Source organism: Nitrobacter sp., assembly GCF_051535235.1.
GTDB lineage: Bacteria > Pseudomonadota > Alphaproteobacteria > Rhizobiales > Xanthobacteraceae > Nitrobacter.
The window spans coordinates 19,668-42,886 of sequence record NZ_JBPPLZ010000001.1; the positions used below are offsets into that span (position 1 = coordinate 19,668).

The 23,219-nt window shown below is 63.1% G+C and carries 24 protein-coding genes, 1 tRNA gene and 1 pseudogene; 12 read left to right on the plus strand and 14 right to left on the minus strand.

The window, feature by feature from the left end; all coding sequences use genetic code 11:
- The first annotated feature begins 257 nt into the window (after positions 1–257).
- The 4 genes from ACS3WA_RS00100 (at position 258) to ACS3WA_RS00115 (ending at position 4,794) form a co-directional block, all read left to right on the plus strand.
- Positions 258–1,646 carry a D-alanyl-D-alanine carboxypeptidase family protein gene (locus tag ACS3WA_RS00100; protein ID WP_438276964.1) on the plus strand — a complete coding sequence of 463 codons (1,389 nt, stop codon included), beginning with the start codon at positions 258–260 and terminating at the stop codon, positions 1,644–1,646.
- A gap of 99 nt (positions 1,647–1,745) precedes the next feature.
- The gene (locus ACS3WA_RS00105; protein ID WP_438276551.1) at positions 1,746–3,428 is read left to right on the plus strand and encodes a long-chain fatty acid--CoA ligase; all 1,683 of its coding nucleotides are present in this window, start codon (positions 1,746–1,748) and stop codon (positions 3,426–3,428) included.
- A 163-nt stretch (positions 3,429–3,591) separates the two neighbouring features.
- A complete protein-coding gene (locus tag ACS3WA_RS00110; RefSeq protein WP_438276552.1) occupies positions 3,592–4,158 on the plus strand; it encodes a DUF924 family protein in 567 nt (188 codons plus the stop codon).
- A 150-nt stretch (positions 4,159–4,308) separates the two neighbouring features.
- Positions 4,309–4,794 carry a peroxiredoxin gene (locus tag ACS3WA_RS00115; RefSeq protein ID WP_438276553.1) on the plus strand — a complete coding sequence of 162 codons (486 nt, stop codon included), beginning with the start codon at positions 4,309–4,311 and terminating at the stop codon, positions 4,792–4,794.
- Positions 4,795–4,958: 164 nt separating this feature from the next.
- On the opposite strand, the gene rnhA is transcribed toward ACS3WA_RS00115, so the two are convergent.
- From rnhA to ispH, 3 genes are all read right to left on the minus strand, one after another.
- Positions 4,959–5,414 carry a ribonuclease HI gene (rnhA, locus tag ACS3WA_RS00120; protein ID WP_438276554.1) on the minus strand — a complete coding sequence of 152 codons (456 nt, stop codon included), beginning with the start codon at positions 5,412–5,414 and terminating at the stop codon, positions 4,959–4,961.
- Positions 5,411–6,391, minus strand: a complete 981-nt coding sequence (locus ACS3WA_RS00125) for a homoserine kinase (RefSeq protein WP_438276555.1) — start codon at positions 6,389–6,391, stop codon at positions 5,411–5,413. The genes rnhA and ACS3WA_RS00125 overlap by 4 nt, the downstream gene beginning before the upstream one ends.
- A gap of 128 nt (positions 6,392–6,519) precedes the next feature.
- Positions 6,520–7,482 (minus strand): 4-hydroxy-3-methylbut-2-enyl diphosphate reductase, encoded by a 963-nt coding sequence (gene ispH / locus ACS3WA_RS00130; RefSeq protein ID WP_438276556.1) that lies wholly within the window; start codon positions 7,480–7,482, stop codon positions 6,520–6,522.
- A 234-nt stretch (positions 7,483–7,716) separates the two neighbouring features.
- On the opposite strand from ispH, the gene ACS3WA_RS00135 reads away from it, so the two are divergent.
- Complete coding sequence (locus ACS3WA_RS00135) at positions 7,717–8,415, plus strand: DUF1013 domain-containing protein (RefSeq protein WP_438276557.1); 699 nt, start codon at positions 7,717–7,719, stop codon at positions 8,413–8,415.
- A gap of 350 nt (positions 8,416–8,765) precedes the next feature.
- Here the strand turns inward: ACS3WA_RS00135 and ACS3WA_RS00140 are convergent, their stop codons facing one another.
- From ACS3WA_RS00140 to ACS3WA_RS00175, 8 genes and pseudogenes are all read right to left on the minus strand, one after another.
- The gene (locus tag ACS3WA_RS00140) at positions 8,766–9,023 is read right to left on the minus strand and encodes a hypothetical protein (RefSeq protein ID WP_438276558.1); all 258 of its coding nucleotides are present in this window, start codon (positions 9,021–9,023) and stop codon (positions 8,766–8,768) included.
- Positions 9,024–9,225: 202 nt separating this feature from the next.
- Entirely contained in the window at positions 9,226–11,151 is a 1,926-nt protein-coding gene (locus tag ACS3WA_RS00145) for a propionyl-CoA synthetase (protein WP_438276559.1), read from the minus strand.
- A 338-nt stretch (positions 11,152–11,489) separates the two neighbouring features.
- Positions 11,490–11,585: pseudogene (locus ACS3WA_RS00150) on the minus strand (CbbX protein); the annotation flags it as partial.
- 217 nt (positions 11,586–11,802) lie between these two features.
- A complete protein-coding gene (locus ACS3WA_RS00155) occupies positions 11,803–12,012 on the minus strand; it encodes a hypothetical protein (protein ID WP_438276560.1) in 210 nt (69 codons plus the stop codon).
- 14 nt (positions 12,013–12,026) lie between these two features.
- Complete coding sequence (gene fba, locus ACS3WA_RS00160; protein WP_438276561.1) at positions 12,027–13,112, minus strand: class II fructose-bisphosphate aldolase; 1,086 nt, start codon at positions 13,110–13,112, stop codon at positions 12,027–12,029.
- 7 nt (positions 13,113–13,119) lie between these two features.
- Positions 13,120–13,266: a hypothetical protein gene (locus ACS3WA_RS00165; RefSeq protein WP_438276562.1), complete on the minus strand. Its 147-nt coding sequence runs from the start codon at positions 13,264–13,266 to the stop codon at positions 13,120–13,122.
- Complete coding sequence (locus ACS3WA_RS00170) at positions 13,263–14,135, minus strand: phosphoribulokinase (RefSeq protein WP_438276563.1); 873 nt, start codon at positions 14,133–14,135, stop codon at positions 13,263–13,265. The genes ACS3WA_RS00165 and ACS3WA_RS00170 overlap by 4 nt, the downstream gene beginning before the upstream one ends.
- A gap of 19 nt (positions 14,136–14,154) precedes the next feature.
- The gene (locus ACS3WA_RS00175; protein ID WP_438276564.1) at positions 14,155–15,192 is read right to left on the minus strand and encodes a class 1 fructose-bisphosphatase; all 1,038 of its coding nucleotides are present in this window, start codon (positions 15,190–15,192) and stop codon (positions 14,155–14,157) included.
- A gap of 129 nt (positions 15,193–15,321) precedes the next feature.
- On the opposite strand from ACS3WA_RS00175, the gene ACS3WA_RS00180 reads away from it, so the two are divergent.
- On the plus strand, positions 15,322–16,278 hold the full coding sequence (locus ACS3WA_RS00180; protein WP_438276565.1) for a LysR family transcriptional regulator: 957 nt from the start codon (positions 15,322–15,324) through the stop codon (positions 16,276–16,278).
- Positions 16,279–16,364: 86 nt separating this feature from the next.
- Here the strand turns inward: ACS3WA_RS00180 and ACS3WA_RS00185 are convergent.
- Positions 16,365–16,441, minus strand: a tRNA-Pro gene (locus ACS3WA_RS00185).
- A 67-nt stretch (positions 16,442–16,508) separates the two neighbouring features.
- On the opposite strand from ACS3WA_RS00185, the gene ACS3WA_RS00190 reads away from it, so the two are divergent.
- Together ACS3WA_RS00190 and ACS3WA_RS00195 are read left to right on the plus strand one after the other, a co-directional pair.
- Positions 16,509–17,495 (plus strand): L-threonylcarbamoyladenylate synthase, encoded by a 987-nt coding sequence (locus ACS3WA_RS00190; RefSeq protein WP_438276566.1) that lies wholly within the window; start codon positions 16,509–16,511, stop codon positions 17,493–17,495.
- A 140-nt stretch (positions 17,496–17,635) separates the two neighbouring features.
- The gene (locus tag ACS3WA_RS00195; RefSeq protein WP_438276567.1) at positions 17,636–19,072 is read left to right on the plus strand and encodes an FAD-binding oxidoreductase; all 1,437 of its coding nucleotides are present in this window, start codon (positions 17,636–17,638) and stop codon (positions 19,070–19,072) included.
- A 43-nt stretch (positions 19,073–19,115) separates the two neighbouring features.
- On the opposite strand, the gene ACS3WA_RS00200 is transcribed toward ACS3WA_RS00195, so the two are convergent.
- Positions 19,116–19,883 carry an SOS response-associated peptidase gene (locus tag ACS3WA_RS00200; RefSeq protein WP_438276568.1) on the minus strand — a complete coding sequence of 256 codons (768 nt, stop codon included), beginning with the start codon at positions 19,881–19,883 and terminating at the stop codon, positions 19,116–19,118.
- Positions 19,884–19,946: 63 nt separating this feature from the next.
- Between ACS3WA_RS00200 and ACS3WA_RS00205 the strand changes: the two genes are divergently transcribed.
- From ACS3WA_RS00205 to ACS3WA_RS00220, 4 genes are all read left to right on the plus strand, one after another.
- Positions 19,947–20,456: a hypothetical protein gene (locus ACS3WA_RS00205; protein WP_438276569.1), complete on the plus strand. Its 510-nt coding sequence runs from the start codon at positions 19,947–19,949 to the stop codon at positions 20,454–20,456.
- Entirely contained in the window at positions 20,456–20,881 is a 426-nt protein-coding gene (locus tag ACS3WA_RS00210) for an NUDIX hydrolase (protein ID WP_438276570.1), read from the plus strand. The genes ACS3WA_RS00205 and ACS3WA_RS00210 overlap by 1 nt, the downstream gene beginning before the upstream one ends.
- An 88-nt stretch (positions 20,882–20,969) precedes the next feature.
- The gene (locus tag ACS3WA_RS00215) at positions 20,970–21,347 is read left to right on the plus strand and encodes a TIGR02301 family protein (RefSeq protein WP_438276571.1); all 378 of its coding nucleotides are present in this window, start codon (positions 20,970–20,972) and stop codon (positions 21,345–21,347) included.
- Between the two features lie 137 nt (positions 21,348–21,484).
- Entirely contained in the window at positions 21,485–21,751 is a 267-nt protein-coding gene (locus ACS3WA_RS00220) for a hypothetical protein (RefSeq protein WP_438276195.1), read from the plus strand.
- A 16-nt stretch (positions 21,752–21,767) separates the two neighbouring features.
- Here ACS3WA_RS00220 and ACS3WA_RS00225 read toward each other — a convergent pair whose 3' ends face one another.
- Positions 21,768–23,102, minus strand: coding sequence for a dihydroorotase (locus ACS3WA_RS00225; RefSeq protein ID WP_438276572.1), 1,335 nt, complete (start codon positions 23,100–23,102; stop codon positions 21,768–21,770).
- Between the last annotated feature and the right edge of the window lie 117 nt (positions 23,103–23,219).

Sequence of the window (23,219 nt, forward strand, 5' to 3'; positions counted from 1 at the left end):
GCCGCAATCGACGGCGCCGGACATGCTTGAAACCCAGCGCGTATTCCGCAAAAGTGGATACCGGTTTTGCGATCAGAATACGCGCAGTTACTAATGAGAGCATTTTCTTACGGCTAACCACGCCACTTAGCCGGAAAATGCTCGAAGCAGGCCTCCTTGCCAAAGGCGGGTCTCAAAGGACCGGAACGACCGTGCATTTTCTCATCCTCCTGCTTCGCAAATCCATCGCCCGAGCTCGCACATCGTTGCCGGTCTGGATGATGCTTGTGAGCGGATTGATCATCACGGTCGCGCCGGTGCGCGCGGCGCACGCCACCGAAGCGCATCTGTTGATCGAAGCCGATACCGGAAAAGTGCTGGAGGCGGAGAACGCGACCTACCCCTGGTATCCGGCCTCCCTCACCAAGCTTATGACTGCCTATGTCACGCTGATGGCGGTCAAGCAGGGACGCATCACCCTCGATACGCTGTTCACGGTATCGCCGACCGCGGCCGCCCAGTCCCCTTCGAAGATGGGCTTCCGGCCTGGCACGCAGGTGACCGTCGACAACGCGCTGAAGATGATGCTGGTGAAATCGGCGAACGACATGGCCGTGGTGCTGGCGGAAGGCGTCGGCGGTTCGATCGACGGTTTCTCGGCCGAAATGAACGCCGCGGCGCAGCGGCTCGGCATGACTCAGACGAGTTATGTGAACCCGAACGGGCTGCCGGCAGACGGCCAGATCACCTCGGCCCGCGATCTCGCCATTCTCGCGCGCGCGATCATTCACGATCTTCCGGAGTACGAATATTTCGTTCACATTCCCTCGATCCGCTACGGCCACAGGGTGACGCAAAATTTCAACAAGCTGATCGGACGCTTTCCTGGCGCCGACGGCTTCAAGACCGGCTTTATCTGCGCGTCCGGCTACAATCTGGTCGGCTCGGCCACGCAGAATGGCAAACGCCTGATCGCGGTGGTGCTCGGCGCGTCGTCCGGCACGATGCGTGCGGTGCGCGCCGCGCAGATGCTGGAGCGCGGCTTCGCCAACAATACGCTGTCTTGGCTGCGTCCGGCGCTCGGCACGGTCGACAATCTGGCGCCGATCGCGGCGACGCCTCCGAATCTGCGCGACGAGATGTGCGGCCCCAAGCGCAAGCATCCCGCCAGCGACGAGGACGACGATGTTGCGGCCAACACGACGACAACGGGCGCCTCCGTGATGTCGTTTTTGGCGACCGGCGTGCAGCCGCCGGCGTTGCGTCCGGCGGACATGATAGCTGCTGCGCCTGCCCCGTCAGACCCGATCATCGTCTATACCGGACCGACACGGACCGGCGCGGCGATCGCCGCAGCCGCGGAAGCCGATGCCGCGCGCGACGCTCCGCCGAAAGCCGCCAAGCGCAGCAAGATCGCCCACGGCAAGCCCAACGGCTCACCTGCGGCCAAATCCGAAGCCGGTACTGATCCAAAATCCAAACACCGTGTCTCGGTGACGATCAAACCCGGCGCCGCCGCGAAGCCATCCGCAGCCGAGGGGGACGGCGCCAAAGCCGCGAACGCCAAAAAACCGAACGCCAAAAGTGCCCGCGCCAAGCAGGCTGCGGCCGGTGCAGCCGCCAAGTCGAAGCCGGCGGAAAACGCCAAGGGCGAATCCAGGCAATAGCGCGCGGCGGCACAGTCGCTTGCCTTGGACAACCGCCTTGCTCAATACTCCCTGAACAAGACCTTCCTCGCTTGAAAGCGGGATGACCCGGGGAGTCGCATGGATCGCATCTGGCTCAGCCAATATCCCGCAGGCGTGCCTGCCGACATCGACGCGTCGCAATACGCCTCGCTGATCGAACTGCTTGAGGAGAGCTTCGCCAAATTTCGCGATCGCAAGGCGTTCATCTGCATGGACAAGGCGATCAGCTATCGCGAACTCGATGAGGCGTCACTGGCGCTCGGCGCCTGGCTGCAAGGCAGGGGACTGAAAAAGGGCGCGCGCGTCGCGCTGATGATGCCGAACGTGCTGCAATATCCGGTCTCGACGGTGGCCGTGCTGCGCGCCGGTTATGCCGTGGTCAACGTCAACCCGCTTTACACGCCGCACGAGCTCGAGCATCAGCTCAAGGATTCCGGCGCGGAAGCGATCATCGTGCTGGAGAATTTCGCACAGACGGTGCAGCAGGCGATCGGCAAAACCGCCGTCAGGCACGTCATCGTCGGCAGCCTGGGCGACATGCTGGGCCTCAAGGGCGTGATCGTCAATTTCGTGGTGCGCCACGTCAAGAAGATGGTGCCGCCGTCATCGATCCCGGGTGCGGTCAGGTTCAACGACGCCCTCGCCGCAGGACGCGGCATGACGCTGGCCAAACCGAACCTCGTGCCCGACGACGTCGCCTTCCTGCAATATACCGGCGGCACCACCGGCGTTTCGAAAGGCGCGACGCTGCTTCATCGCAACATTCTCGCCAACATGCTGCAGAACGACGCCTGGCTGCAACCGGCGCTGAAGAAGCCGCCGGTGGTCGATCAGCTCTTCATCGTCTGCGCGCTGCCGCTCTATCACATTTTCGCGCTGACGGCGTGCTTCATGCTCGCGATGCGCGCAGGGGGCGTCAATCTGCTGATTCCAAATCCCCGCGACGTGCCCGGCACGGTCAAGGAACTGATGAAGTATCAGATCAACTGCTTCCCGGCGGTGAACACGCTTTACAACGCCCTTCTCAACGCGCCCGGTTTCGACAAGGTCGATTTCTCAAAGCTCAAAGCCTCGATCGGCGGCGGCATGGCGGTCCAGAAGACAGTCGCGGAGAGGTGGCTGACAATGACTGGATGCCCGTTGCTGGAAGGCTACGGCCTTTCGGAAACCTCGCCGACGTTGACATGCAACCCCGCCGACCGCGACAAGTTCACTGGCTCGATCGGTCTACCCATGCCCTCGACATGCATCTCCATCCGCGACGACGAGGGCCGCGAGGTGCCGCTCGGCGAGGCCGGCGAAATCTGCGCCAGGGGTCCGCAGGTGATGCCAGGGTACTGGAACAGGCCGGACGAGACCGCGAATGTGATGACGGCGGACGGCTTCTTCCGCACCGGCGACATCGGCGTGATGTCACCGGATGGCTACACAAAAATCGTCGACCGCAAGAAGGACATGATCCTGGTCTCCGGCTTCAACGTCTATCCGAACGAGGTCGAGGAGGTGATCGCGAGCCATCCGGGCGTGCTGGAATGCGCCGTGGTCGGCGTCAAGGACAGGAAGTCGGGCGAGGCGGTGAAGGCTTTCGTGGTCCGGAAGGACCCGAATCTCACATCCGATGACATCATCAAGTTCGTGCGCACGGAACTGACGAGCTACAAGGTGCCGAGGCAAATCGAATTTCGCGACTCGCTGCCGAAGACCAATGTCGGCAAGATTCTCCGCCGCGAACTGCGCGAGGAGAGCAAAACGGCAGCGTGATGCCTCTCCTGAATTGGTCCAGGCCAGGTTCGGTTCGCACGCGAGGCGGGCCCCATGCGACGGGATTCTGATTTCGGTTGATGACGTCGACCCCTTTCATCTCCATCGACGACAAGGGTTATGGATCCCCATACGCGGGGACGGCGATAGAAAGTATTGTGTGATGAATTCCGGTAATCGGCCCGCTTCCATCCCCTCTCCCGCCGACGTCCTCGCCTTCTGGCGTACGGCCGGCATGGCCAAATGGTACACCAAGGACGAGGCGTTCGACGCCGAGGTGCGTCGCCGCTTTCTGAAGCTTTGGGAGGCGGCACGCGCCGGCGAACTCGCCGCGTGGGAGGCGACCGACGACGGCGCGCTGGCGCTCGTCATCGTGCTCGATCAGTTTCCGCGCAACATGTTCCGCGGCGACGCCAGAACCTTTTCGACGGACGATCAGGCGCTGGCCGTCGCCGCGCGCGCCATCGGTCGCGGAGCCGACGCGCGCATCGCGCCGGACCTCATCGAATTCCTGTATATGCCGTTCATGCATTCCGAACGACTTGCCGACCAGGACCGCTGCGTCGCGCTGTTTCGCAGCCGCGGCCGGCCGGAAAATCTCAAATTCGCGGAAGTGCATGCCGACATCATCCGCCGGTTCGGCCGCTTCCCCCATCGCAACGCGTTGCTTGGGCGCATGACGAGCGCTGAGGAACAGTCCTTTCTCGACGCGGGCGGGTTCGCCGGATAGCTGCTTTGTTTTGTCGCGCGTTCTGCTTCGCCCGAAAACGCGTTAATGACGCTACGTTGAACGGCCCCCCATTGCCGTTTCGCATCCGCGTCATATTGTGCCGATGCCCTCCCGGTCTACATACATGCTACATTCCAAGGAGATACGACGATGACCATCAAAGTTGGCGACCGCCTGCCCGAGGCGACGTTCCGCATCATGACCGAGGACGGGGTTCAGACCAAAACCACCGCCGATATCTTCAAGGGTAAAAAGGTGGCGTTGTTCGCGGTGCCCGGCGCCTATACCGGCACCTGCCACAAGCAGCATCTTCCGAGCATTTTCGCCAGCGCCCGCGCCATCAAGGACAAGGGCGTGGACAATATCGCCATCGTCTCCGTCAACGACGTGTTCGTCCTGAACGCCTGGAAGCGCGACACCGACCAGCGCAACGAGGCGGTATTTCTCGCCGACGGCAACGCCGAGTTCGCCAGGGCGCTCGACATGACGTTCGACGGCTCCGAGAAGGGTCTCGGCATCCGCTCGAAACGCTATTCCATGCTGGTCGAGGATGGCGTGGTGAAAAAGCTGAACGTTGAGGACTCGCCCGGCAAGGTCGAGGTCTCCGGCGGTGACACGCTGTTGGGGCAGCTTTGAGCCGATTGACGCTGATGGCCGAGCGCTCTTTCCCTCTCCCCGTGCGGGAGAGGGTGCCTGAGCGAAGCGGAGGTAGGTAAGAGGCGCATTCGTCCTCACCCTCCCCTCACCCGGCTCACATCTCACAATGCTCGCCACCCTCTCCCGCAAGGGGAGAGGGAAAGTCACTTCAGCCGCGCCATCGCCACGCCTTCGCGCGCGAGTTGATCAGCGCGCTCGTTCTCGTCATGGCCGGCGTGACCCTTGATCCAGTGCCAGCGCACGTCATGAGGCTTCAGCGCGTCGTCGAGCCGCTGCCACAGGTCAGCGTTCTTCACCGGCTTTTTGTCGGCGGTTCGCCAGCCATTGCGCTTCCAGTTGTGAATCCAGCTCGTGATGCCTTGCCGCACATACTGGCTGTCGGTGGTGAGATCGACCAGCGCCGGGCGCTTCAACGCCTCCAGCGCCGAGATAGCCGCCAACAGCTCCATCCGGTTGTTGGTGGTGTGCGGCTCGCCGCCCTTCAATTCCTTCTCGACGTCGCCGAACCGCAGGATCGCGCCCCAGCCGCCGGGACCGGGGTTACCCGAGCAGGCGCCGTCCGTGAAAATCGTGACATGGGGAAGCGTGGACGAATTCACGCCACCGTCCCCGGTGCCACGACACCGTAGTCGCGAATGCTGCCGATACTTTGCTGAAAGCGCAGCTTGCGGACGTATTCGAGCGGATTCTTCGGCTTCACCAGCGCGCCGGCGGGCACGTTGAGATAATCGACCAGCCGCGTCAGCAGAAACCGCAGCGCGGCGCCGCGCGCCAGCAGTGGCAACGCCGCCTGTTCGGCATCGGACAGCACGCGTTCGCGATTGTAGGCGCCGAGCAGCGCCCGCGCCTTGGTGACGTTGAAGGAATGATCCGGCTCGAAACACCAGGCGTTGAGGCAGATCGCAATGTCGTAGGCGAAAAAGTCATTGCACGCGAAATAGAAGTCGATCAGCCCCGACAGCCTGTCGCCAAGAAACAAAACGTTGTCCGGAAACAGGTCGGCATGGATGACGCCGGCCGGCAGATTGTCCGGCCAATGCCGTTCGAGATGATCGAGCTCGGCCTCGAGAAAATCGTGCAGACCGTGCTGCACGGTATCGACGCACGGCGCGGCCTGGTCGAACAGCGGCCGCCAGTCCCGCACCGACAGCGCGTTGGCGCGCGTCATGGTAAAATCGCGGCCGGCAAGGTGCAACTTCGCCAGCGCCTCGCCGGTAGCGGCGCAATGGGTGACGGTCGGCTTGCGCGGCCACACCCCCTCGAGGAAATCGATGATGGCGGCAGGTCGTCCGGCGAGACGGCCGAGCGTTTCGCCGCCGCGCGTCTTGACCGGCTGCGGGCATACGATGCCGTGCGTGGCGAGATGACCCATCAGGCCGAGAAAAAACGGCAGGTCGCCGACCGCGACGCGCTTTTCATACAGCGTCAGGAAGAACGATCCGGCGGTGGTGTGCAGCAGATAGTTGGAATTCTCGACGCCCTCGGCGATGCCCTTGTAGGACAGCACTTCCCCGATATCGTAGGCCTTCAGGAAATCCGCAAGCTCGTCGGCGGCGACGTCGGTATAGACCGCCATCTGGTGTCCCCATTTCGGACTTCGCAGTCTAAAGCGTTTTCGAGCGAAGTGGATACCGGTTCGCGTCAAGAAAACGCGTCAGATCCAAATTCTAGAGCCCGCTTCCGATTCTCAGAAGCGAAAGTGCTCTAGGCCGCATCGGGCCGCAACGAGCGCGGCAGCGGGAAAAACTCGTTCTCTTCCGCAGCCGAAACCGTCTCCACATCGAGATCGTAGCGGGCCGCGAATGCCCCCATGATCTCCTCGACGATCACTTCCGGCGCGGAGGCGCCTGCGGTGATGCCGAGGCTCCTGATCCCCCCAAACATGCTCCAGTCGAGGTCGCTGGCGCGCTGCGCCAGCACCGACACCTTGCAGCCCTCGCGCTCGGCGACCTCGCGCAGCCGCTGCGAGTTTGAGGAATTCGGCGCGCCGACCACGATCAGCGCGTCGACCACCGGCGCGACCTTCTTGACCGCGAGCTGGCGGTTGGTGGTGGCGTAACAGATGTCTTCCTTGTGCGGGCCGTTGATACTCGGGAAGCGCCGCTTCAGCACCGCGACGATTTCGGCGGTGTCGTCGATCGAGAGCGTCGTCTGGGTGACGAAGGCGAGGTTGCCGGTATCCTTCGGTGTGAAGGCTTCGGCATCCTCGGCGGTCTCGATCAAGGTTACCGCTCCCGCCGGAAGCTGGCCCACAGTGCCGACGACTTCCGGATGATGGGAATGCCCGATCAGCAGGATCTCGCGCCCGCGCTTGAAATGGATCGCCGCCTCGCGGTGAACCTTGGTCACCAGCGGACAGGTGGCGTCCAGTGAGAAGAAGTTGCGCCGCTGCGCGTCAGCGGGGACCGATTTCGGCACGCCATGGGCGGAAAATACCACCGGCGCCCTGGTGTCGTCCGGGATTTCCTCCAGCTCCTCGACGAAGATCGCGCCCTTGGCGCGAAGGCTGTCGACCACGTAGCGATTATGCACGATCTCGTGACGCACATAGACCGGCGCGCCATACAGCGTCAGCGCACGCTCCACGGTATCGATCGCCCTGACGACGCCTGCGCAGAAGCCACGGGGCGAACAAAGCACGATTTTAAGTTTCGGTTTGGCATTCATGGGGCGATCCGGGACCGAATCACCCCACACCGGCGGGGCGGGAACGGCCAATATGAGGAACGACTTTGGACGGCTTTCGGGCGCTGTCAAGGCTGTTCCGTTAAGCCACGGGGCGGCAACAGCAAACCATTGCGCACCCGACCCTTGGGGGCTTATATAGGCCAATTCCCGTCATCGTCGATGACCAAAAGGCTCTGCCCCTGAGGGGTGGGCGGAGCGCAAAGGAGATTTGCCATGAGCAATGCACCGCTGATGCCGAAGGCGACTGCCGTGTGGCTCGTCGACAATACCGCCTTGTCGTTTGACCAGGTCGCCGATTTCACCAAAATGCACCCTCTGGAGGTTCGCGCCATCGCCGACGGCGACGCCGCCCAGGGCATCAAGGGCATGGACCCGATCTCCACCGGCCAGTTGACCCGCGACGAGATCGAAAAGGGCGAGAAGGATCCGGACTACCGCCTCAAGCTCAGCGAGAGCAAGGTCGTGCTGCCCCCCGCCGCCAAGAAGAAGGGGCCCCGCTATACCCCGGTATCGCGTCGTCACGAGCGGCCGAGCGCGATCCTCTGGCTGGTGCGCAACCACCCAGAGTTGAAGGATGCGCAGATCATGCGGCTGGTCGGCACCACCAAGACGACGATCGCCGCGGTTCGCGACCGCACCCATTGGAACGCCTCGACGCTGACGCCGATGGACCCGGTGACGCTCGGCCTCTGCTCCCAGATCGAACTCGACTTCGAGGTGCAGCGCGCGGCCAAGGAGAAGCCTACCGATCAGCAGTATGGCGGCGCCACCCTGCTGCCGGCGTCAGAGACCACGCGAAAGGACGCCGAATTGGAGCCGACCGAAAAGCAGCGCGAGGATCTCAACGTCGACGCCGTGTTCGCCAAATTGAAGACAATCGGCGGCAAGAAGCAGGACGACGAGGACGAGTAAGGTCGCATTCCCTCCCACCGTGCCGTCGCCTCCGGCGCGAGTTGCTGGCGCTGCCGCCGTCGTCCCCGCGAAAGCGGGGACCGGTATTTCGAAGCGTCAGTGACCATCGCGACGTCCTGGATAACCAGCTTTCCCCGTCTGACAGCCAATTGCGCCGCGAATGCCCGACGACGTATCGGAAGCATAACCCCTCGCTGCTCGTCGTGGCCGGGCCTGCCCCCGGTCATCCACGTCTTGCCCACCGCAAAATAAGTAAGACGTGGATCACCGGGACGCCTGGTGATGACCGCGATACTATTGCAGCTCTTCGAGTCCAATCTCATGCAATTGTCAGACGGCCCCCGCGCCGCCTACTGCCCGTTCAGCATCCGCTCGGCGAGATCGCGGTGGGTGCGCTCCATCCGGTCCGACCGGGTGACGGCGACGTCGCGATCCTTGCGGCAAGCGACATAGGCCGCGGAGCCTTGCGGCCCGCCGTGCGCCTGGCAATAGGCATCGTCATCGGCCTGCGAGACTGCGCTCGCATTGTGCCGCTCAAGATTGGCGCAGCCGCCGAGCGACGCAATCAGTACAAAAGCGGCGATTCGCTTCGATGACTTCAGTCGCATGATGGTTCCCGGGTTACCACGGCTTTATAGCGTTTTCGAGCGAAGGATGTCCTCGGGCTTGACCGAGGACGGATACCGGTTCGCGTGAAGAAAACGCGTCATCAAAAAATGGCGTCCAGCTTCTGATTCCATCAGGGCGAAAAAGCCCTGTTCGGACAAAATTGCGGGAATTGTAAGTCCATCGAATATCCGAAGCAGCAATTCACGGCCGCTTTTTCAGCGCGGTCTCGATCTCGTCGAGCACCTTGGGATCCTCGATGGTGGCGGGCATCGTCCATTGATCACCATCCGCGATTTTCTTGATGGTGCCGCGCAGGATCTTGCCTGAGCGCGTCTTCGGCAACCGGTTCACCGTGATCGCGCGCTTGAATGCCGCGACCGGACCGAGCTTCTCACGCACCAGCGCCACCACGTCCTTCTCGATCTCGGCGGGATCGCGGCTCACGCCCGCTTTCAGCACCAGAAGGCCGCAGGGCACCTCGCCCTTGATCGTATCCTTGACGCCGAGCACCGCGCATTCCGCGACGTCGGGATGCGATGCGAGAATCTCCTCCATGCCGCCGGTGGACAGCCGGTGACCGGCGACGTTGATGATGTCGTCGGTGCGGCCCATGACGAAGATGTAACCGTCCTCGTCCTTGTAGCCGGCGTCCGAGGTCTTGTAGTAGCCCGGAAATTCACTGAGATAGGCTTCCCGGCAACGCTCGTCCTGCTCCCACAGCGTCGGCAGGCAGCCCGGCGGCAGCGGCAGCTTGATGACGATGGAGCCCATCGCATTGGCCGGCAGCGGTTTCGCCGCGTCATCCACGATATCGACCTGGTAGCCCGGCATGGCCACCGTCGGCGAGCCGTGCTTCACCGGCAGCATGCCCAGCCCGACCGGATTGCCGGCGACGCACCAGCCGGTTTCGGTCTGCCACCAGTGATCGATGACAGGGCGATTCAAATGCTTTTCCGCCCATTCCACCGTCGGCGGATCGGCGCGCTCGCCAGCCAGGAACAGCGTGCGGAAAGCGGACAGATCGTATTTGCGGATGAAGGCGCCATCGGGGTCTTCTTTCTTGATGGCGCGGAACGCGGTCGGCGCAGTGAAGAATGCCACCGCCTTGTGCTGGGAGATCACGCGCCAGAACGCCCCGGCATCGGGCGTGCCGATCGGCTTGCCCTCGTACATGATCGTGGTGGCGCCGTGGATCAGCGGGCCGTAGACGATGTAGCTGTGACCGACCACCCAGCCGATGTCGGAGCCGCACCACCAGACCTCTCCCGGCTTGACCCCGTAGAGGTTGAACATCGACCATTTCAGCGCGACCAGATGACCGCCATTGTCTCGCACGACGCCTTTCGGCACCCCGGTCGTGCCGGATGTGTAAAGAATGTAGAGCGGATCGGTGGCGAGCACCGGGATACAGGACGCGGACTTCCCGGCCGCCATCGCGGCTACGCGCAGCGCCGCCCAGTCGTGATCGCGGCCCGCGATCAGATCGCAGCGCTGCTGCGGCCGCTGCAGGACGATGCAGGCGGGAACCTTGTGCGCGGCGAGTTTGATCGCCTCGTCGAGCAGCGGCTTGTATTGCACGATGCGGCCCGGCTCCAGGCCGCAACTCGCTGAAAACACCAGCTTCGGCTTGGCGTCATCGATCCGGGTCGCAAGCTCCTTGGCGGCGAAGCCGCCGAACACCACCGAATGCACCGCGCCGATCCGCGCGCAGGCCAGCATCGCAACCACGGCCTCCGGCACCATCGGCATGTAAAGAACAACGCGATCGCCTTTGGCGACACCGAAGTCCTGCAACACGGCGGCGAGCGTCGCTACTTCCTTGAGCAACTCGGCGTAGGTGAAAGTGGTGATGACGCTCGGGCCGCCCGGATCAGCCAGCGGCGAATCATGGATCAGCGCGACCTGGTCGGCCCGGCCGCCGGCGACATGGCGATCCAGCGCGTTGTAGCAGGTGTTGACGACGGCGCCGGCAAACCATCGGCCATAAAGCCCCATCGACGGATCGAAGATCTTTTTCGCCGGCTCGATCCAGTCGATGTCGCGCGCAGCGTCAGCCCAGAACCCCTCGGGATCGTCGAGCGAGCGGCCGTAAATCTCGCGGTAGCGGCTTTTTTCCTGAATATTCATGGCACAACTCCCGTTCATTCATTGTCACGGGATGCGGTGCTCATTTCAAGGGCGGCGGCCTTGTTCTTACGGAGCATTCCTCCTTCGAGGGAGCCGCGCTCCGGTTCCGCAACGGCGAACGGTCTCGCCTCGTGCCGCCTCGACCGACAGCCGAGGCGGTATCACGATCTACTTCCGCTTCTCTTTCAGATGCTCGATGTCAAATCCGCCGCCTGCTCCGCAAACATGCGGCTGGCAAGAACGCCGGACGCCACCCATCGACTGACGTCTTGGCGGTCGCGACAAGACGGTGGGCCCCACGCAAACGCATACGATCAAGCGCATGCGGATCGAGCGCGCGCGATCACGAGCAGTTCGTCGATGTAATGGGCGATGCGCGAGCGGAAACCCGGATTACTGGAAAAGGATTTTTCCATGCTGTCGGCACGGCTGGCGGATTCATCACCAGATCCTCTCGAATGTCTTGCACCCAAGGGGCCTGACAACCTCGGTCCGGAGCTTTTTGAAACACTGCCCGGAGAAAAACTGCCGCCCGGCAGAAAGGGCTCCGTCGCCATGCAAGACGACGGAGCAGTGCATCCGGCGCTGGACGATCGGGAGGATGAATCGTTCCAGTTGAGCCGGATGGAATCAGTTCAGGACGAGTAACGCTCACCCTCGGGACGTGGCTCCCGCGTAGGAGATCGCGGTGGACCGGATGTTGCGGTTGGCTAGAGCGGGAAGCCTGGCTCGTCCTTCAACCCGTTGAGGATGAACGACAGCAACCGACTCCCAGCCGTGACTGGAACCGAACGCCGACACCCGAACATACCAGTCGCCGCCGAGGCCTTCGATCGGATCGACGCCATCCTGCGGCGACATGCCCGGATCGAATTTTACTCCGCCGCGACGGCCCTATCGCCGATGCGCGGATCGAGCTTGCCCGCCCGATAGAGCTTGGCCATCTCGGATAACGGAAGCACCTTGATCTTCGAGGCGTTTCCGGCGGTACCGAACTGTTCGAAGCGCTCGCGGCAGAGGTCGCGCATCGCATCCATCGCGGGCTTGAGGAACTTGCGCGGATCGAATTCGCTTCGGCTGTTGGTCGCGACTTTCCGGAATACCGAGGTCATGGCCAGACGGCAGTCGGTGTCGATGTTGACCTTGCGGACGCCGTGCTTGATGCCGCGGACGATCTCCTCGACCGGCACGCCCCAGGTCTGCGGCATCTCGCCGCCGAACTTGTTGAACTCATCCTGCAGATGTTGCGGCACCGAGGAGGAGCCGTGCATCACCAGATGCGTATTCGGCAGGCGGCGGTGAATCTCCTCGACCACCTTCATGGCGAGAATGTCACCGTCCGGCTTGCGCGAGAACTTGTAGGCGCCGTGCGAGGTGCCCATCGCAATCGCCAGCGCGTCGACCTTGGTGGCGCGAACGAAATCGACCGCCTGATCGGGATCGGTCAGCAGTTGATCGTGGCTGACGGGGCCTTCGATGCCGTGGCCATCTTCCTGTTCGCCGCCGCCGTGCTCGAGCGAGCCGAGCACGCCCAGTTCGCCCTCCACCGAAGCGCCGACCCAGTGCGCCATGTCGACGACGCGGCGGGTGATGTCGACGTTGTACTCGTAGTCGGCCGCGGTCTTGGCGTCGGCCTTGAGCGAGCCGTCCATCATGACCGAGGTGAAGCCGTACTTGATCGCGGTGGCGCAGGTCGCTTCTTCGTTGCCGTGATCCTGATGCATGCACAGCGGAATATGCGGATACATCTGATCCAGCGCGTCGATCATGTTCGCCAGCATGATGTCGTTGGCGTAGGAGCGGGCGCCGCGCGAAGCCTGCATGATGACCGGCGCGTCGACGGCAGCCGCCGCCTCCATGATGGCGAGCCCCTGCTCCATGTTATTGATATTGAATGCCGGTACGCCGTAGCCGTGCTCGGCCGCATGGTCCAGCAGTTGCCTCAGTGTAATACGAGCCATTTTTTCCTCACCCTTGGGATGTGATGATAGCAGTCACGCCGGGGATTATACGCCCCTTGCCCGTGCACCGATCAACTACTTCGATGTCGCGGTTCCAGCCGTCATTGCGGCGGCTCCGCTCGACTTTACTCACCGTCATCAATTCGCCGGTCATGCGCGCCTCTTTCGCTCGATGAGCTGAAGGATCAGCGGCGTCAGGATCAACTGCATCGCGAGATCCAGCTTGGATCCGTGGATGACAATCGAGTTCGCGCGCGACATGAAGCTGTTCGGAATCATCGACAGCAGGTACGGGAAATCGATACCGCGCGGATTCTTCATCCGGATCACGACCATCGACTCGTCGGGGGTCGGAATCCACCGAGAAATGAATGGATTCGACGTATCCACCGTCGGCACGCGCTGGAAATTGATGTCCGTCTCGGCGAATTGGGGACAGATGTAGTTGACGTAATCCGGCATGCGCCGAAGGATGGTGTCGGTGACCGCCTCGGTGGAATAACCCCGCGCGCTGCGATCGCGATGCAGCTTCTGGATCCATTCGAGATTGATCACGGGAACGACGCCGATCTTGAGATCCGCATATTGGGCGACATTGACCTTGTCGGTCACGACCGCGCCGTGCAGACCTTCGTAAAACAACAGGTCCGAGTTCTCGGGCAGTTTCTGCCAGTCGGTGAACGTCCCGGGAGGGACCTTATGCAACGCGGCTTCCGCGTCGTCATGGACATAGTAGCGCGTGTTGCCGGTTCCGGTTTCGCTATAGCTGCGGAACACGGACTCCAGCTCGGCGAACAGATTGGTCTCCGGGCTGAAGTGACTGAAATGCTTGTTGCCCTTGTCCGACTCCTCGGCCATGCGGGTACGCATTTCGGCGCGATTGTAACGGTGGAACGCGTCTCCCTCGATGTAGGCGGCCACCACGTTTTCGCGGCGGAAGATCTGCTCGAAGGTGCGCTTGACGGATGTCGTGCCGGCGCCCGACGAACCCGTGATCGAAATGATAGGATGCTTTCTGGACACGATTGCGACAGCCCCTCAATCAAACGCGAAACAAGCCGCGATGCCCGAATAACGGAGCATTCGTTTCCAAGGCGACGTCGGGTGCCGTGTGCATGTGCTCAAGCCGCTGGACGTTCTTGATCGAACCCATGATCAGCGGAACGCGCTGATGGAGGGTGCGGGGGACGAGGTCCAGAACGCGTTGACGGCCGGTGGTGGCGCCGCCGCCCGCCTGCTCGATGATGAATGCCATCGGGTGCGCCTCGTAAACCAGGCGCAGGCGGCCTTCTTCATAACCGTCCCGAGCGTCTCCGGGATAAAGGAAAATGCCGCCGCGAATGAGGATGCGGAAGGCTTCGGCGACCAGCGAACCGATCCAGCGCATGTTGAAATCCTTGCCGCCCATCCCGTCGGCGCCCATCAGGCACTCGTCGATATAGGCGCGAACCGGCAGATCCCAGTGCCGCCTGTTCGAAGCGTTGATCGCGAATTCCGTTGCGTTCGGCGGAATCTGCACCGTCGATCCCGTGAGCTTGAACACCCGCTCCACGCGATCGAGCGTAAAGATGTCGACACCCTGGCCGAGGGTGAGGACGAGAGAGGTTTGCGGACCGTAGACAACGAAGCCGGCCGCAAGCTGCGCGCTTCCCGGCTGCGCGAAGGCGGCGCTCGCATCGGACGGGGTCGGCATGATCGAAAAGATCGTGCCTACCGACATGTTCGTGTTGATGTTCGACGATCCGTCCAGCGGATCGAACGCGACACTGATCGGCGCGCCCGGATTCAAAATCTCCAGTTCCGCCATTTCTTCCGAAGCCAGCACTGCGACCGGCAGAGCGCCGAGGGCTTCGCGGATGATTTGATCGGCGCGAACATCGAGATCCTTCTGAACATCCCCGTCGGTGTTGCGTCCTTGCGCCTTCCCGGTGATCCCCGCCAACGCACCGCGGCACGTCAGATCGGAAATATCGATTGCAGCTTGCGCAAGCGCAGCGACCGCTTCCTTCACTGCCCGGCGAAGCGGATCCGATCCTCCTTCACCGTCCATCCTTTGCTGCAGTGTTAGCTCTTGGCTCATTCAGTTTCCCCTTCGGCCGCAATGTCCAAACAGCCGATCTGCCGCTTTCCAGAGCATTGCGAGACATTGACTCGTGGCATGTAATAAGTACAATTTCAATATCCTTCATTGAACCAAAATTCTTCTTATATGATCTCGAAGCTTCGCGACGTCACCATTCGGCAGCTTCGTGCTTTGGCATCGGTTGCGGCTGGAGGAAGCGTCACTGCAGCCGCAAACAAGCTTCATTTGACTCAACCTGCAGTCACGCTGCAATTGCGGAACCTGCAACAGCTCTGCGGACTGCCTCTGCTTCAGCGCACCAGCGACGGCATGGTGCTCACGGCGGCAGGACAAGAACTGTACACGCTTTTCGAGCGTGTCGAAGCTGCGATCGAAAGCTGCGCGACCTCGCTCGACATGATAGCCGGTCGGACCGGGGGACGCATATCGATCGGCGCGGTCAGCACGGCAAAATACTTTGTCCCCTTTGCGATTTCCGCCTTCTCGAAGCTCCATCCAGGGATGGACATCAGCCTGACGATTGTCAATCGCCAGGAGATACGTCAGGCCTTGCGCGGCTACACGCTCGATTTTGCAATCATGGGCCACCCGCCTCCAGACATCGAACTGGATACCCATCTGATCGGCGACCATCCGCATGTTGTTATCGCGCCGAAAGAACACCGGCTTGCCAACGCGTCCGGACTTGCGGCGGTCGATCTGGCGCAGGAAACCTTCGTCTCCCGCGAGCCGGGCTCCGGCACGAGATTCCTGATGGAGCAGTTTTTCGAGAACAATAATCTTGAACCTCAGATCGGCATGGAGATGAGCAGCAACGAGACCATCAAGCAGGCGGTCATTGCCGGTCTCGGGATTGCTTTCATCTCGGCGCATACGGTGGCGGTCGAACTCAGGGAAGGCCGGATGATCACGCTTGATGTCGCCGGTCTTCCGATTGTGCGGCAATGGTTCGTCGTCAGGAGGAAAGACAAGGTCCTGCTTCCTCCGGCTCAGGAAATGCTCGACTTTCTGGTCGTCAACGGCAAGCAGTTCCTGCCGCAAGCGCCCAGTGCCACCGATCGGCCCGACCCGAAGCGCAGGTGAAGCGGACATCTGGCGACGTGACCGGCGAATTCGCCGCGCGCTGCGTTGCGCGGCCGAGGCATCGAAACTATAAGTCATTGAAATAATGGTCGGAGTGGCAGGATTTGAACCTGCGACCCCTGCGTCCCGAACGCAGTGCTCTACCGGGCTGAGCCACACTCCGACAAGACGCGGCTTATAGCCTCGGGTTTCGCGCACCGCAAGAAGCTGGATCGAGAACTGAAATTCCCATGCCCGTGGAGCTGACAACGCAGATCAGACCGGCCGGCGCAACCGCGACGTCAGAAGCCGCCCGGACGCTCCGCGACGGCGGCCTGGTCGCGTTCCCGACCGAGACGGTCTACGGGCTCGGCGCCGATGCCGCCAACGCGGAAGCGGTCGCGCGGCTCTACCGCGCCAAGGGCAGGCCCGCCTTCAATCCGCTGATCGTCCATGTCGGCGATCTCAAAGCCGCACAACGGATCGGCTGTTTCGATGCCACGGCCGTTGCGCTCGCCGCCGCGTTCTGGCCGGGCCCGCTGACGCTGGTGCTGCCGAAGGCTTCGCGCTGCCCGGTGGCTAGACTTGCCACCGCGAGCCTCGACACCATCGCAATCCGCATTCCCGCCCACCCGGTGGCGCGCGACATCCTGCGCGAGTTCGGTGGCGCGGTGGTGGCGCCCTCCGCCAACCTGTCCGGCCATGTCTCGCCTACGACAGCGGCCCATGTACAAAGCGACCTTTCGGGCCGGATCGACCTGATCGTCGACGGGGGGCCGGTCGAGGTCGGCGTCGAATCCGCCATCGTCGGCTGTTTCGCGTCCCCGACATTGCTGCGTCCCGGCGGGATTCCGCGCGACGAGATCGAGCGCGTGCTCGGCAGCCCTCTGGCGCAGCTCGATTCCGGCGCGATCGAGGGACGACCGCCGGCGTCCGGGATGCTGGCCTCGCACTACGCACCGCGCGCCAGGGTCCGCCTCGATGCCACCAGCCTTTCACGCGGCGAGGCGCTGCTGGCCTTCGGTCCGGCCGCTCTCGCGGGCAGCGAGACCGCGACTGCGGTGAGGAACCTGTCCGAGCGCGGCGATCTCACGGAGGCCGCCGCCAATCTTTTCGGCTATCTTCGCGCCCTCGACGCCAGCGGCGCGCGGACCATCGCGGTAATGCCCGTCCCCGACCATGGACTCGGGGAAGCCATCAACGACCGGCTGCGCCGCGCCGCCGCACCGCAAGGCTAAAGCCTTTCCGCTTCTGATGGAATCAGAAGCGGGGCTCTATGTTTTGTTTTGACGCGTTTTCTTTACGCGAACCGGTAGCCACTTCGCTCGAAAACGCTCTAATGGGCACATCGTCCAATACATCGGACACCTGACGCGCCATGACCATCACTCCGCCAAGATCCGCATTGCCGCCGCTGTCACCCGATCTGATCGCGCGCTTTGCATCGATCGTCGGCGACAAATATGCGGTGACCGACACCGACGAACTGGCGTCCTACCTCACCGAGCAGCGCAACCTGTTTCACGGCCGCTCTCCGCTGGTGCTGCGTCCGGCATCGACGGCGGAGGTGTCCGCGATCTGCAGGCTGGCGACCGAGCACAGGATCGCAATGGTGCCGCAGGGCGGCAATACCGGCCTTGTCGGCGGACAGACGCCGCACCATGGCGAGGTGGTGGTCTCGACCCGGCGGATGGATAAAATCCGCGAGATCGACACCGCCTCCAACACCATGACGGTCGAGGCCGGCGCGGTGCTGCAGACCGTCCAGCAGCGCGCCAGCGAGGTCGACCGCCTGTTTCCGCTGTCGCTCGGCGCGGAAGGAAGCTGCACCATCGGCGGCAATCTCTCGACCAATGCGGGCGGCACCGGCGCGCTGGCCTTCGGCGTGGCGCGCGACATGGCGCTCGGCCTCGAGGTGGTGCTCGCCGACGGGCGCATCCTCAACGGTCTGTCAAAGCTGAAAAAGGACAATACCGGCTACGACCTGCGCAACCTGTTCATCGGCGCCGAAGGCACGCTCGGCATCGTCACCGCCGCGGTCCTGAAGCTGTTTCCGCGACCGCGCGCGGTGGCGACCGCTTTCGTCGGCCTGACTTCGCCGGCCGATGCCTTGGGACTGCTGGCCATTTCGCAAGCCGAAGCCGCCGGCGGTCTGACCAGCTTCGAACTGCTTGCCGAGATCTGCGTCGACATCTGCGTCAGGCATGGCCCTGACATCCGCGATCCGCTCGGCAAGCGCCATCCCTGGTACGTGTTGATGGAAATCTCGTCGTCGCGCGACGACGCGGCCGCGACCCTTGAAGCCATTCTAGGGCGGGGCATGGCGGATGGAACCATCAAGGATGCGGCGATCGCGGCCAGTCTCCAGCAGCGCGCGGCGCTGTGGAAACTGCGCGAGGTGATCCCGATGGCGCAGAAGCCGGAGGGCGGCTCGATCAAGCATGACATCTCGGTGCCTGTCGCGGCCGTGCCCGCCTTCATCGCCGAGGCGGATGCCGCCGTGGTGAAACTAATCCCCGGCGCGCGCCCGGTCGCCTTCGGCCATCTCGGCGACGGCAACATCCACTACAACGTCAGCCAGCCGGTGACCGGAACGACGGCGCAGGAATTTCTCGGTCGCTGGCACGAGGTCAATGCCGTGGTCTTCGCCATCGCGCTGCGGATGGGCGGCTCGATCTCCGCCGAGCACGGCATCGGCGTGCTGAAGCGCGACGACCTGCCCCGCGTGAAGGACAAGACGGCAATCGAATTGATGCGCGGCATCAAGGCGCTGCTCGATCCGCTCGGCATCATGAATCCGGGCAAGGTGCTGTGAGCGCCTGCGCGAGCCGGCGCGCGCGAGGCCCCATGGTCGCACATCAAAACAGCGAACCCTGGCCGTCATCGCCGGAGACGGCGGGCGCAGCTTTGCGAACCGCGGCTGGCTTCATCGCCTTCGTCGCCTCGGCCTCCGCCTGCTCCGCCGAGATCGGCAGCATCAGTTGATCGTCGTCGTTGGCGACGCGGTTCACGCGGGTCGAGACTTCATGCCAGACGAATTCGCCGTCGTCCGCTGTGCGCAGCAGCGGCGCGGCCTCTTGGGCATCAGCAACGTCGCCGTCGAGCCAGCGTGCATAATCCGCAGGCGCGATCGTCACCGGCACCCGCGGATGCAGGGCAGCGAGTTCGCCATGCGATGCCGTTGTGACGATGGCCACCGTATCGAGTTCCTCGCCGTTCGGCCCGGCCCAGGTCTCGGAAAGCCCTGCGAAGGCGATCAATCCGCCGTTGCGCGGCCGGATGAAGAGCGGCCGCTTGCGTCCCTCCGATTGATGCCATTCGTAATATCCGTCGGCCGGAAGCAGGCAGCGCCGCCGTTTCATTGCGTTTTTGAAAGCCGGCTTGTCCCGCACGGTCTCGGCGCGGGCGTTGATGAGAAGCGCGAACTGCCGAGGGTCCTTGACCCAGACCGGAATCAGGCCCCATCGCATCAGGCGAAAATGCCGGCCGCCGTTCGCGAGGATAACAACAGGGATCGGTTGAGTCGGCGCAATATTATACCGGGGCGGAAAATTCGGCTGTTCGGCGTAGCCAAAAGCCTGACGCATCGCCTCCGGCGGCGACAGGATGACGTAGCGTCCACACATTTCCTCATCCAAACAGGTGCGACATTCAGTCCGTTTTAATCCCGGTGTCTAACACTGCAACCAATGACAATGGCGTCCAGCAAACCATCCCTCCTTCCAGTTGCGAAGCAGACCGATCCGAACGGATCCGGTCGGGAAGCCGAGTTGTCGGCCGCCAACATCAACCCGCGAACCGGTCTTGCGACCGACTATCTCAATCATTTCAACGAAGCCATCATGCTGCTCGAAATGATCCCCGACATGCCGGACTGCGCCGCGGACTTCATGGAATGGCAGCCCCTGAGCTATCCGGAGCATTTCATGGCCTCGAACTTCAAGGCTCGCGATCTCGCGATCGAGGCTTATGAACAGGCCGACCCTGACATTCGCGCCAGATTCGACAACGTGACCGGCGATATGACGACCATCCTGACCGCCGTGGCGTCGGCGATGAAAGGCGTCCGCCAGGACAAGACCCGCGCGGTCCTCGCCATTCAGGCCACGGGCTGGGTCAAGCCGCTGGTCACGCTGGCCGGCGGCATCATCAATGGAGAGCGGGGCGAAACCGACGTCGATTACATCATGAACCACTGATGCCGTCGCCCGAGCCTTTCCAGACTCCCCGGCTCGCCGTCAGCGCCGCGATCTTTCGCGACGGCAGGGTTTTGCTGGTGCGGCGTGCCCGGCCGCCCGGCAAGGGTTTGCATTCGCTGCCCGGCGGCCGCGTCGAATTCGGTGAAACCATGGCCCACGCGCTGCATCGCGAGGTGGCGGAAGAAGTCGGACTGAGGATCGAGATCGTCGGTCCCGCGGGCTGGCGCGAGGTGATCTCGGCCGAACCCGGCCACGGGCATTTCGTGGTGATGGCGTTCGCGGCGCGCTGGCTCGACGGTGAGCCCGTCTTAAGCGACGAACTCGACGGCTTCAGTTGGCTGGCCCCGGACCTGCCGGACGATCTGCAGGTCACCGAGGGGCTGCAAGACATCATCGAGTCGGCGCGGCGGCTCGTCGGAGTCTAGATCGCGGAGGTGAATGCCCGCGGTGAACCGCCCGGCCTTGCTTCCATCGCATCGAAAAGGCATATCACGACGGAGCCGGACCCCCTTGATGCGCAAATCGGTTTTTGCCGTTGTTGTTCTGACCGCGATCTGTAGCGCGTTGCCCGCGCGCGGGCAGGAAGGGGCTGCGCCGTTCGATGCCGACCTGCAGCGGCTGGCCGAGATCCTCGGCACGCTGCACTATCTGCGAGGCATTTGCGGCGCCCATGAGGGCGCCAAATGGCGCAATGAAATGCAGGCTCTGATCGACGCCGAAACGCCATCCGGCGAGCGCCGCGCCAGGATGATCGCGGGCTTCAACCGCGGCTATAACGGGTTCCAGCAAACCTACAGGGTATGCACTCCGGCAGCCAATGTCGCGATCCGCCGCTATATCGAGGAAGGCGCGAAGATTGCCCGCGATCTGACCGCCAGATACGCAAACTGATTTCCCGGGATCGTTTCGGCGTCAAAATAGACCCAGCGCGTTAACCTTTCTTAAAGAACCGGCTGTCCGGAACGGATTCGCATGCTAAACCAAGGCCGTTGTTAAGGGGTTCCTTTCGTCAGACGACCGGATTTTTCATGCGCCCGCCATTTACCTTCAGCCCGGCCTGCGATTCGCTGCCCGATCAGGAGCAGAAACAGGCCGCTCTGAGTTACCTCAACGAAGCGTGGGCCGAGGCACGGCACGACGGCGTCGACGGCGATTGTCTGGCGCAGGCCAGCCTGTTCGCGGCCTTCGCGGAACTCGTCAGCACTTATGGAGAGGACGCGGTGGCGAACTTCGTCGAAGGTCTCGCAGGCCGCATCCGCAACGGCGAATTCTCGATCGGCCTCGCGAAGCAGTAGTTGGTTCCAGCCCTCGCTATGCTTTCAGCGTCTCCAGAAAGCGCACCGGCTCGCCCGCGGCTGGCGTCGTCAATTCGCCCTGCCACATCACACGGCGGCCGCGCACGAAGGTGCCGACCGGCCAGCCCGTCACCTCGACGCCGTCATAGGGCGTCCAGCCCGCGCGCGAGGCCACCCACTTGTTGGTGATGGTCTCGCTCCGCTTGAGATCGACCACCGTGAAGTCGGCATCAAAGCCGGCCGCGATCCGGCCCTTGCAGGCGATGTTGAACAGCCGCGCCGGCCCGGCGCTGGTGAGATCGACGAAGCGCGCCAGCGACAGCCGGTCCGCGTTGACGTGATCCAGCATCACGGGCACCAGCGTCTGCACGCCGGTCATGCCCGAGGGCGAGGCGGGATAGGCCTTCTGCTTCTCCTCCAGCGTGTGTGGCGCGTGATCGGAGCCGAGCACGTCGACGATGCCCTGCTTGATGCCGTTCCAGATGCCTGCGCGATGCGCGGCATTGCGCACCGGCGGATTCATCTGCGCCAGCGTGCCGAGCCGCTCGTAGCAGGCGGGCGCGACCATCGTGAGATGGTGCGGCGTCGCCTCGCAGGACGCGACGTCCTTGTGGTCGCGCAGGTACTCGATCTCCTCTTTGGTCGAGATATGCAGCACGTGAATGCGCTTCCCCGTCTCGCGGGCGAGATTGACGAGCCGCTGCGTCGCCTTTAGCGCCGCGGTCTCGTCGCGCCACACCGGATGCGAGCGCGGATCGCCTTCGATGCGCAGATTCTTGCGCTCGTTGAGACGATACTCGTCTTCGGCGTGGAACGCCGCGCGGCGGCGAATCACGTTGAAGATTTTTCGCAGACTGTCGTCATCCTCGACCAGCAGCGCGCCGGTGGACGATCCGACGAACACCTTGACCCCGGCGCAGCCCGGCGCGCGTTCCAGTTCGGGCAGGTCCTGCACGTTGTCACGGGTGCCGCCGATGAAGAAGGCGAAATCGCAATGCATGCGATGGTGCGCGGCCTTCATCTTCGCGGCGAACGTTTCCGCCGTCACCGTTAGCGGATTGGTATTCGGCATCTCGAACACCGCGGTGACGCCGCCCATCACGGCGCTGCGCGAGCCGGTTTCGAGGTCTTCCTTGTGGGTGAGCCCCGGCTCGCGGAAATGCACCTGGGTATCGATGACGCCGGGCAGGATATGCAATCCCCTGCAGTCGATCACCTCGCCCGCGTCGGCGTGGCCAAGTCCGCCGATGGCGGCGATGCGACCGTCCGATACCGCGATGTCGCCGACCCCCTCGCCGTCCTGATTGACGATGGTGCCTGCTCTGAGAATCACGTCAAATGTCTTGGTCATTTGTCCTGATCATCGTCTCCGACAGCTTTTTCCGCATGCGGCTCCGCCACGCGGACCCTTGTTGCGAACACCTTAGCGGCTTACGTTCGGAAGCGAAATCCGGCACGCAGGTTTCCC